Below are 9,282 nucleotides of genomic sequence, written 5' to 3'. Positions count from 1 at the left end.
GCAGTACCTGGATGTGGAGACCGGACTGCATTACAACCGGTACCGGTACTATGATCCGCAGGTGGGGCGGTTTGTTTCGGCGGATCCGATTGGGTATGCCGGGGGGCTGAATCTTTATCAATATGCGCCGAATCCAGTTGAGTGGATTGATCCACTGGGTTTAGCAAAAAAACTATACCATACATACACTAAAACTCATCCGGAAAGTGGAACCGTATACTCGGGCAGAACTTGTGGTTGCAAATTGCCCGAAGAAAATATCGCTAGGAGAGACAGCGGGCACCATATGAACAAACAAGGCTTCGGGCCTGCAGTTCTTGACAAAACCTCAGAAAACCCGTCCGCGATTCGCGGAAGAGAGCAAATCTTAATAGACACCAACGGGAAAGCACAATCGATGGGAGGTACGTCGGGAAATGTGCTGAATGGCATTTCCACTAGAAACAAAAATGCATCAAATTACTTTGATGCAGCGCACCAGGAATTCGGAGAATAACATGCGTAAAAAGAATGGTACCTTAGGGGATATACTGAAAATTGATTTAAAAAATGGGTCCTACGCCTTTGGTCGAGTGCTCAAAAGCCCGCTCATAGCCTTTTACGATGTTGCCTCAGAAACTCAGACCCCACCGGAAGGACTTTTGAGCAGAGATATATTATTCAAAGTATGGGTAATGAAAAGCGCATTTAAATCCAAAAACTGGGTGATAATCGGAAACTCACCAATTGACACCCCTCTTATGGAAGATCCATGGTTCTTCAAAATAGACCCCATCAGCAAAAAATTCTCAAGATACAAAGACGGCATAGAAGTCCCAGCATTTCGAGAGGAGTGTTTGCATTTAGAAAGAGCTGCCGCATGGTCCCCAGAACATATTGAAGATAGGCTACGCGATTATTTCATGGGCATTCCAAACAAGTGGGTAGAGTCATTGAAATGCCCGACTTGATAGAGGAAATTTGATTCCCCCAGTGCATGTACTCTGTTTTACATGCCAGCAAGACTGACGCGAGAACCAAAAGTTCTTTAATAATCTGGTCTTCCCTTTTCAACGTTGAGACGCTGAAGAGCCACATTCAGCCACCGCCATGGCCAGCACTGGCAAAGCGAAGCCTTCCACTACGACGGCAACGGCCAGCTGCTCATGGCCGAGAACAGCTAGAGCAAAGCTGCAGTGGTTCTGGGGGACGAATATAGTGAGACTGGTAAAAACTGGTAGCTGAGTATTTAGCAGCACTGACGGATGACAAGAATTAAGAATCGACAACAAATCCACTAAAGGAAATCACACCCCTATTACTCCGAATGAACATCTGAACATATACGACCAAAACCCCACCACACCTAAAGCAAATAATCACATACCATTTTGGGCAAGTTGATGATCACACCTCAACTCAATAAAACTGGACGAATAATCGCTGATAATGACAAGGATTACTACATAAGGATAATATGCGACAAAGAAAATACGGGAGGCTATCTTATACTGACCTCATCCAACCTTGATTTAAGCAGCGGATTCGACAACTGGGTAGAAACAGAGGAAACCCTACAAAAATATATTGAAGAGTCAAAATGGGAAATAGATTGGACAGTAGAGTGAAGCACAACCGAAGAACAGTCGGAAAAACTTTATAACCCCTACTGTAAAAACCCAAAAAACAAGTGAAACTTTAATAACAGAAGACAAGTTCAACAGACTCATAGGTCTTTGCAACTCAGCGACTAGTGCCGTTTGGAAATCTCATCGAAGGTAGGAGAGTAGATCTAATTTCAGTACATAGGAAGTACGAGAGAAGAAATTTCAAGCGGACACACACTAACGATTACTCATGCCTGAAGGCCTGACTATAAAATACGAGCGCACAAGGTGAGTCACGAAATTGACAAGTCAAGGATAGCCACCGAAATCCTAGACTATTTGAATACGCACAAATACCAGCCCGATCGAGCGGCCCAATATATATTCAAGATATGGCTTGATGAAAAAATCTACCTTTTCGACGACCAACCATTTTGCGACAACATTGACAAACTTAGCAGCATGGACGCGGGAGATGAGTTCACTTTTACAAAGGAAGAGATTATAGAAATTCTCACCCCATACATTACACCCATCACATAAAACACCCATACACTTAACACCCCAGAGAACAAACACACCCCATCAAAAATTTACCTATAAGATCACGAAGGCATACTTGACATTCTAGATCCTAAAACCGGCGCTAGAAGTTCACGACTAGTGATACCGAAACCATGAAAAAACCTTTAACAACGAATAAAACATTCAACTCAACCTCAGTGCAACTTGGCTTCCAGGGGGATGGAGCCACCCGCTTCATCGAGAAAGCCGACTATTACCTACTAATAAACCACCAAAAATCAGCATACAACAAGACATTCTATATAAATGTTGGCATTATTTATAAAGAGCTATTAAGCACCCACCCTAGCGCACAACAATTAAACGGCGCTTTTAATGTAAAAAATCCAACAACTGTAATCCATGTTGACTTCAGGCTAGATGACTTCCCTGGAGCCTCGCAAAACTTACAGGAAACATTTGACTCACTAGTCAAACAGCACGACCTCGAAAGCAGTGCGAACGTACTAATGGACAATCTAAAAAAACTTTTAAGCTTCATGCAAGAAAACCATGCACGCGATAACATAAGATCCCTGAGAGACCAAAAAAAACTCAACGCAATGATACTCAAAGAGGTTTGACCTAAGCTTAGCTACGTTGGCGCCAAGCAAGCATGAACAATGAACTATACAAAGAATTAGAGTGCGCACTAAAAAAACTAAATATCAAAATCGAAAAACCTATCAATAGCGAAAAAAACACACTAGTTAGATCAATCGAGAAAAAATACATCAGAGGAAATCCTAGGGCGTGGTGGACCTCTATGCAAAGGCAGCCGAAAATATATGAGCAACCTGACAGCCGAGGACACCTTAAAATCCTTCAGATAGCGCCAAAAACCCATGAAGATGTTTGGCTCATCGCAGACGAAGACAATGAAGAAAAAATCATACTAGGACTTCCTATAGAACTCATACCCTCAGTACTCGAAGAATGCTATTACTTTGAGTATTACATTACACCAAAGGATTTGTCCTGGCTGCTTGCAGAGAACGACCACGGGGACCTCCTTTTAATCATTGACGACAACAAGTGAACTACCCGCACACACTGCTAAAGCTGATGAGCGCGCCGAGCACCACCAGAGTAATGAACTCAGGAAAAAACTCATGAAAATTTTAGTCCGACTAAGAATCGACTCAGATGACTACCCACCCGTTTCCTATGAATCACTGTGGGCTACCCTCAACCCTGACGACACATGCACAATAGACAACACTCCGTACTATGTATATGGCCTTAGCAAAGGGGACTCAGTGAGTGTGAAGTTCGAAGACGGGGAGCGTTATGCAGACACGATAACATCTAAAGGCGGACACTCAACTTTAAGAGTTTTTTCAAGCAACCAGGATGAGTCCATGGAGATAATAGATTTCATCAGGAAGAATGGGGGGAACTGTTCAAAATCTCATGGGCTATCACTATTTTCGGTCGACATCCCCGCAAAGTGCTCTTTTGAAGTGATTGATGATTATTTATCAAACATACAAAATGATGACACCATCGCATTCGAAGACGCGTGTCTGCAACATGCAAACATCCCTCAGGACAGACTGTTAGAGTGCCTATCACTGGCCACCCTAGTAGAAACCCCGGCCAAAGCCAAACTCACCCAATGACAACCTGAATACATCGAAAAATTAAATCCAAACAACAGCCGCTCAAAACTGGACCACCACACCATCAAATAAAACCAAGGCGAAGCCCCGAAGCCACCCAACTAAACAGACAAAAACAAAACAGACTATTAGAGTTCGATAACTGGCCAGAACAGTCTAACTCCGCGAAGGAAACATGAATGCAAGAAAAAACAAAACTCTCACGCTTTCATTTGAAGAGGCAATTACTCTACTGAGTGAGCTCGAAACCCTACTCATCTCTCTAGCTAATATTGGCAGACACTATCATCACGAGACCACACCCTTGAACGAGCAGGCCAATATACAGTACGCGCTAGAAACAACTCGGTTCATTGATGAATACAACATTACAAACACCCTCGCACAGATGAGGAAAATGATTTCAGAGAAATTTGACAACTCCATAGGCACGGATGACATGGGGACATTGAACGAGCAATTCAAAACCTCAAAACTTGGGAAAAACCAGGCGACCAGCTAAAATAATGTTTCAGTTTAGGAAAGATCAAATCAGCAAAAACACAATACAACAGGGCACAGTGTCGAGCATCCGACACCGCTCAGCCTGGGCTTCACCCTATCTCGAGTTTCGATGAAGAAATCGGTATCGGCGCGTCACGCCTCTAGCCCCGATCGCTTCGCAGCCACGAGCAATACCTGCGGATAGGTCGCTACAAAGTTCAGTGGACTCGCCCCTCACAGTATTGGGCGGATACATACCATTTTCTTCCCCTTATCACGCCTGCCTATTACGCTGTCGGTTTCATCTGCACGCCACTTAGACTCGACGCATCCCGCACCAGGACCACGCCCATGCCCGAGACCCTGCTCAGCTCCCGCAACCTCGCCTTCGAACTCTATGAAGTGCTCGACGCCCAAGCCCTGACCCAGCGTCCGCGCTTCGCCGAACACAGCCGCGAGACCTTCGATGCAGCGCTGGCCACGGCGCGCACCATCGCCGAAAAGTACTTCGCGCCGCACAACCGCAAGGGCGATGAGCACGAGCCGCGTTATGTCGACGGGCGTGCCGAGCTGATTGCGGAGGTCAAGCCGGCGGTCGACGCCTTCCTCCAAGCGGGCTTTCTCAATGCCAACCGCGATTTCGAGGTGGGCGGCATGCAGCTGCCGAGCCTGGTCTCGCAGGCCTGCTTCGCACATTTCCAGGCGGCCAACGCTGGCACCACGGCCTATCCGTTCCTGACCATGGGTGCGGCCAACCTGATCGAGAGTTTTGGCACCGAACAGCACAAACGCCTGTTCTTGCAGCCGATGATCGATGGCCGCTACTTCGGCACCATGGCGCTGACCGAGCCGCATGCCGGTTCTTCACTGGCCGATATCCGCACCCGCGCCGAGCCTGCTGCAGACGGCAGCTACCGGATCAAGGGCAACAAGATCTTCATTTCTGGCGGCGACCATGAGCTTTCAGAGAACATCGTGCACATGGTCCTGGCCAAACTGCCGGATGCGCCTGCCGGGGTGAAGGGTATCTCGCTGTTCATCGTGCCTAAGTACCTGGTCAACCAGGACGGCAGCCTCGGGCCGCGCAACGATGTGGCGTTGGCCGGGCTGTTCCACAAGATGGGCTGGCGCGGCACCACCTCCACCGCGCTGAATTTCGGCGACAACGGCGAGTGTGTCGGCTACCTGATCGGCCAGCCGCACCAGGGTCTGGCCTGCATGTTCCAGATGATGAACGAGGCGCGCATCGGGGTCGGCATGGGCGCGGTGATGCTCGGCTATGCCGGCTACCTGTACTCCCTGGAATACGCCCGTCAACGGCCGCAGGGCCGGCTGCCGGACAACAAGGATCCGCACAGCCCGGCGGTGCCGATCATCGCCCACAGCGATGTGAAGCGCATGCTGCTGGCGCAAAAAGCCTATGTCGAAGGCGCCTTCGACCTGGGCCTGTACGCGGCGCGGCTGTTCGACGACACCCACACCGCGCCCAGCGAAGAGGGCCGACGCCAGGCCCAGGAGCTGCTCGACCTGCTCACGCCCATCGTCAAATCCTGGCCGTCGGAGTTTTGTCTCAAAGCCAATGAACTGGCGATCCAGATCCTCGGCGGCCATGGCTATACCCGCGAATATCCAGTGGAGCAGTACTACCGCGACAACCGCCTGAACCCGATCCATGAGGGCACCCATGGCATTCAGTCGCTCGACCTGCTGGGACGTAAATTGGCGCAGAACGGCGGTGCCGGGCTCAAGCAGTTGATTCGCCTGATCGCGGCCACCGGCGAGCGCGCCAGCCACCACCCACGCCTTGACGCCCTGCGCGTGCCGCTCGAGCAACTGGTCAATCGGCTGCAGGCCGTCACCCTGGCCCTGCTGGGCGACCTGGCGCGAGGCAAGATCAGTGCCGCGCTGGCCAACTCGGCGCTGTACCTCAAGGCCTTCGGCCATTGCGTGATCGGTTGGCGTTGGCTGGAACAGGCGATCCACGCCGAGATCGGACTGCTCAACGGCCATCAGGCGGACCGTGACTTTTATCTGGGCAAATTGCAGGCCGCGCGTTATTTCCTGACCTGGGAAGTGCCGGGCTGCCATAATGACCTCGCATTGCTCGAGGCCCGCGACGATACCTGCCTGGGCATGCACGAGGGGTGGTTCTAGGGGGAGCCACCGCGCACACGGAGATTCCCGCATGTTCGATTCCAGCGCCCTGCTGCGCCAGCGCTTCGCTGCGCTGCGCAGTACGGCCGAGTTGTTTTCCCTGCGCCATGTGAAACAGTCCTACCAAGGCCTGTCGGTGCGCCGCAATGTCGCCGAGCCGCCATTCTTCAGCCAGGATGAAGGCGCCATGCTCACGGTGCGCATCAACGGTGTCGAGGCCTACGCGGCCACCGCCGACCGGTCCCAAGCCGGTTTGCAACAGGCACTGCAACAGGCCGAGGCATTGGCGCGGCAGATCGCCGCGCACAGCCTGCTCGACCTGCGCGAACACGCCGTGCCCAGCGAGCGTCACGAGCATATTTCGCCAAACTTCGAGCAGTCCTTGCCCAACCTTGCCGATTGCCTCGACCTGCTCGCCGCCGAGTCGGCCAGCGTGCCCAAGGACAACCGCCTGGTCGACTGGCAGGCGAGCCTGGGCATCAGCCGCGTCGAGCAGACCTACCTGAACTCCGCTGGCGCCGAGCTGCGCCATGCCCAGCGCTTTCTGTTCCCGGGCCTTGGCGTGACGGCCAGCGACGGCCAGGACAGCCAGAGCCGCAGCCTGGGGCGGGACAACTTTGGCCAGCAGGGCGGCTTCGAGATCATCGAGCGCTGTCGCCTGGTCGGCGCCGCCCGCCGCGTGGCCGATGAGGCCCTGCAATTGCTGCTGGCGCCCAACACCCCTAGCGGCCCGCGCGACCTGCTGTTGATGCCCGACCAGATGATGCTGCAAATCCACGAGTCGATCGGCCACCCGCTGGAGATGGACCGCATCCTCGGTGACGAGCGCAACTACGCCGGGACCAGCTTCGTCAAAGCCAGCGACTTCGGCCACCTGCAATACGGCTCGACACTGCTCAACGTGACCTTCGACCCAACCATCGACGAAGAGCTGGCCAGCTACAGCCACGACGATGACGGGACCCGGGCCCGCAAGCAGTTCCTGATTCGCCAAGGTAAGCTGCTGCGTCCGCTGGGTGGCGCGCTGTCGCAGTTCCGCTCGGGGCTGGACGGGGTGGCCAACAGCCGCGCCTGTAGCTGGAACCGCGCGCCCATCGACCGCATGGCCAACCTCAACATCGAGCCGGGCGATCAGTCGCTCGAGCAACTGATCGGCGGCATCGAGCGCGGCATCCTGATGCGCACCAACCGCTCCTGGTCCATCGACGATGCGCGCAACAAGTTCCAGTTCGGCTGCGAGTGGGGCCAGTTGATCGAAGAGGGTCAGCTCAAGGGCGTGGTGAAGAACCCTAACTACCGCGGCATCTCCGCGCAGTTCTGGAGCAACCTGGCGGCAGTCGGCGATCGCAGCACCTTCCAGGTACTCGGCACGCCCAACTGCGGCAAGGGCGAGCCTAACCAGGTGGTCCGCGTGGGCCATGCTTCGCCGGCTTGTGTATTCCGCCAGATCGACGTATTCGGAGGAGACGCCTGATGAGCGCCACACCCCAGCAACGCTTCGAACAGCTGCTGAGCGCCTTGCGCGCTGCGCTGCAGGATGGCGAGCAGTTCACCCTCGGTTTCAGCGCCGAGCAGTCGCAATTTATCCGTTTCAACCATGCCAAGGTGCGTCAGGCTGGCGAAGTCAGCCAGGCCAGCGCGCAACTGCGGCTGGTGCGCGATGGCCGCCAAGCCGAGCAGCAGTTCACCCTGTGTGGCGACGCCGAGCTCGACCGCCAGCGCCTGCACGAGGCCCTCGAGCAACTGCGCCAGACCCTGCCACTGCTGGCGCTCGATCCTTACCTGAGCCTGGACGACAGCGCCTGGCAGTCGCACAGCCAGCAGCAACAAGCGCTGCCTGACATCGCCGAGGTGCTGGCGCTGGTGGAACGCGAGGCGGGTCAGTTGGACCTGGTGGGTATCTACGCAGCCGGGCCGATCTGTCGGGGCTTTGCCAGCTCCTATGGCGCCTTTGGCTGGCATCAGGCCAATAGCTTCAACTTCGACTGGAGCCTGTTCCACGCCAATGGCCAGGCGGTCAAAGCCAACTACGCCGGGCAGTCGTGGGATGCTGCAGCGATGGTCGAGCGCCTGCGCCTGAGCCGCGAGCAACTGGCGTTTCTTGGCCGGCCGGCGATTACCCTCAAGCCTGGCAGCTATCGCGCCTACCTGGCGCCAGCGGCCATGGATGAAATTGCCGGGATGCTCGGCTGGGGCGGCTTCTCAGCCCAGGCCCTGACCACGGGTAACAGCCCGTTGCAGCGACTGTACGGCGGCGATGCGCAGCTCAATCCGCTGGTCAGTTTCGACGAGCAGGTCAGCGGCTCGCTGAGCCCTGCGTTTTCCGATGAAGGCCTGCCGCGCCGCGATGTTCGGCTGATCGGCGAAGGGCGTGGCCTGGAGCGGCTGATCAGCGCGCGCAGCGCCGCCGAGTTCGCCCTGACGGCCAATGGCGCCGACAGCTACGAAGCGCCGTGCGCCCTGAGCCTGGCGCCGGGCAATCTGCCTTCGGCGCAGATTCTGCAGCGCCTGGGCACCGGGCTGTACATCAGCAACCTGTGGTACCTGAACTACTCGGACCTGCCAGCGGCGCGCATGACCGGCCTGACCCGTTTTGCCACCTTCTGGGTGGAGGATGGCCAGATCCAGGGGCCGGTCAGCACCATGCGCTTCGACGATACCTTGTACAACCTGCTGGGTAACCAGCTGGAGGACCTGACCTGTGAGCGCGAGTTGATCCTGTCGACCAGCACCTATGGCCAGCGGCACACCGGATCGAGTCATTTGCCCGGGGCGTTGGTCAAAGGGCTCACGCTTACCCTGTAAACACCTCTGTACGGCTTTTCGTGGGAGCGGGCTTGCCCCGCGATAGCGTCAGCCATTGTCGGCCCTGT

The 9,282-nt window shown here is 54.6% G+C and carries 10 protein-coding genes; all 10 read left to right on the top strand.

Translation table 11 applies throughout. The features are described 5' to 3' along the window. Positions 1-496, top strand: a 496-nt coding sequence (locus HU737_RS25165; RefSeq protein WP_217838545.1) for an RHS repeat-associated core domain-containing protein, incomplete at its 5' end; no start/stop codon positions are given. A gap of 1 nt (position 497) precedes the next feature. Further along, positions 498-950, top strand: a complete 453-nt coding sequence (locus HU737_RS25160; protein ID WP_186557517.1) for an immunity 26/phosphotriesterase HocA family protein — start codon at positions 498-500, stop codon at positions 948-950. Positions 951-1,382: 432 nt separating this feature from the next. Further along, positions 1,383-1,607, top strand: a complete 225-nt coding sequence (locus HU737_RS25155) for a hypothetical protein (protein WP_186557518.1) — start codon at positions 1,383-1,385, stop codon at positions 1,605-1,607. A 656-nt stretch (positions 1,608-2,263) separates the two neighbouring features. Next, complete coding sequence (locus tag HU737_RS25150) at positions 2,264-2,734, top strand: DUF4304 domain-containing protein (RefSeq protein ID WP_186557519.1); 471 nt, start codon at positions 2,264-2,266, stop codon at positions 2,732-2,734. Between the two features lie 32 nt (positions 2,735-2,766). Next, the gene (locus tag HU737_RS25145; RefSeq protein WP_186557520.1) at positions 2,767-3,189 is read left to right on the top strand and encodes a DUF6756 family protein; all 423 of its coding nucleotides are present in this window, start codon (positions 2,767-2,769) and stop codon (positions 3,187-3,189) included. A gap of 73 nt (positions 3,190-3,262) precedes the next feature. Continuing rightward, positions 3,263-3,772 (top strand): DUF4265 domain-containing protein, encoded by a 510-nt coding sequence (locus tag HU737_RS25140; RefSeq protein ID WP_186557522.1) that lies wholly within the window; start codon positions 3,263-3,265, stop codon positions 3,770-3,772. A gap of 175 nt (positions 3,773-3,947) precedes the next feature. Next, the gene (locus tag HU737_RS25135) at positions 3,948-4,274 is read left to right on the top strand and encodes a hypothetical protein (protein WP_225915645.1); all 327 of its coding nucleotides are present in this window, start codon (positions 3,948-3,950) and stop codon (positions 4,272-4,274) included. 332 nt (positions 4,275-4,606) lie between these two features. Beyond that, a complete protein-coding gene (locus HU737_RS25130; protein ID WP_186557524.1) occupies positions 4,607-6,409 on the top strand; it encodes an acyl-CoA dehydrogenase in 1,803 nt (600 codons plus the stop codon). Between the two features lie 31 nt (positions 6,410-6,440). Beyond that, entirely contained in the window at positions 6,441-7,883 is a 1,443-nt protein-coding gene (locus tag HU737_RS25125) for a TldD/PmbA family protein (protein WP_186557525.1), read from the top strand. Beyond that, positions 7,883-9,214 carry a TldD/PmbA family protein gene (locus HU737_RS25120; protein ID WP_186557526.1) on the top strand — a complete coding sequence of 444 codons (1,332 nt, stop codon included), beginning with the start codon at positions 7,883-7,885 and terminating at the stop codon, positions 9,212-9,214. The genes HU737_RS25125 and HU737_RS25120 overlap by 1 nt, the downstream gene beginning before the upstream one ends. The last annotated feature ends 68 nt before the right edge of the window (positions 9,215-9,282 follow it).

The sequence above is a fragment of the Pseudomonas urmiensis genome, assembly GCF_014268815.2.
Classification (GTDB): domain Bacteria; phylum Pseudomonadota; class Gammaproteobacteria; order Pseudomonadales; family Pseudomonadaceae; genus Aquipseudomonas; species Aquipseudomonas urmiensis.
The sequence above is the reverse complement of the archived record's forward strand: the minus strand, read 5'-3'. Positions and strand labels throughout refer to the sequence as shown.

What these genes read in the sequence shown, in the direction of transcription:
- HU737_RS25160 (WP_186557517.1), top strand. Translation starts at nt 498, where the DNA reads ATGCGTAAAAAGAATGGTACCTTAGGGGATATACTGAAAATTGATTTA.
- HU737_RS25155 (WP_186557518.1), top strand. Translation starts at nt 1,383, where the DNA reads ATGATCACACCTCAACTCAATAAAACTGGACGAATAATCGCTGATAAT.
- HU737_RS25140 (WP_186557522.1), top strand. Translation starts at nt 3,263, where the DNA reads ATGAAAATTTTAGTCCGACTAAGAATCGACTCAGATGACTACCCACCC.
- HU737_RS25120 (WP_186557526.1), top strand. Translation starts at nt 7,883, where the DNA reads ATGAGCGCCACACCCCAGCAACGCTTCGAACAGCTGCTGAGCGCCTTG.
- HU737_RS25150 (WP_186557519.1), top strand. Translation starts at nt 2,264, where the DNA reads ATGAAAAAACCTTTAACAACGAATAAAACATTCAACTCAACCTCAGTG.
- HU737_RS25125 (WP_186557525.1), top strand. Translation starts at nt 6,441, where the DNA reads ATGTTCGATTCCAGCGCCCTGCTGCGCCAGCGCTTCGCTGCGCTGCGC.
- HU737_RS25135 (WP_225915645.1), top strand. Translation starts at nt 3,948, where the DNA reads ATGAATGCAAGAAAAAACAAAACTCTCACGCTTTCATTTGAAGAGGCA.
- HU737_RS25130 (WP_186557524.1), top strand. Translation starts at nt 4,607, where the DNA reads ATGCCCGAGACCCTGCTCAGCTCCCGCAACCTCGCCTTCGAACTCTAT.
- HU737_RS25145 (WP_186557520.1), top strand. Translation starts at nt 2,767, where the DNA reads ATGAACAATGAACTATACAAAGAATTAGAGTGCGCACTAAAAAAACTA.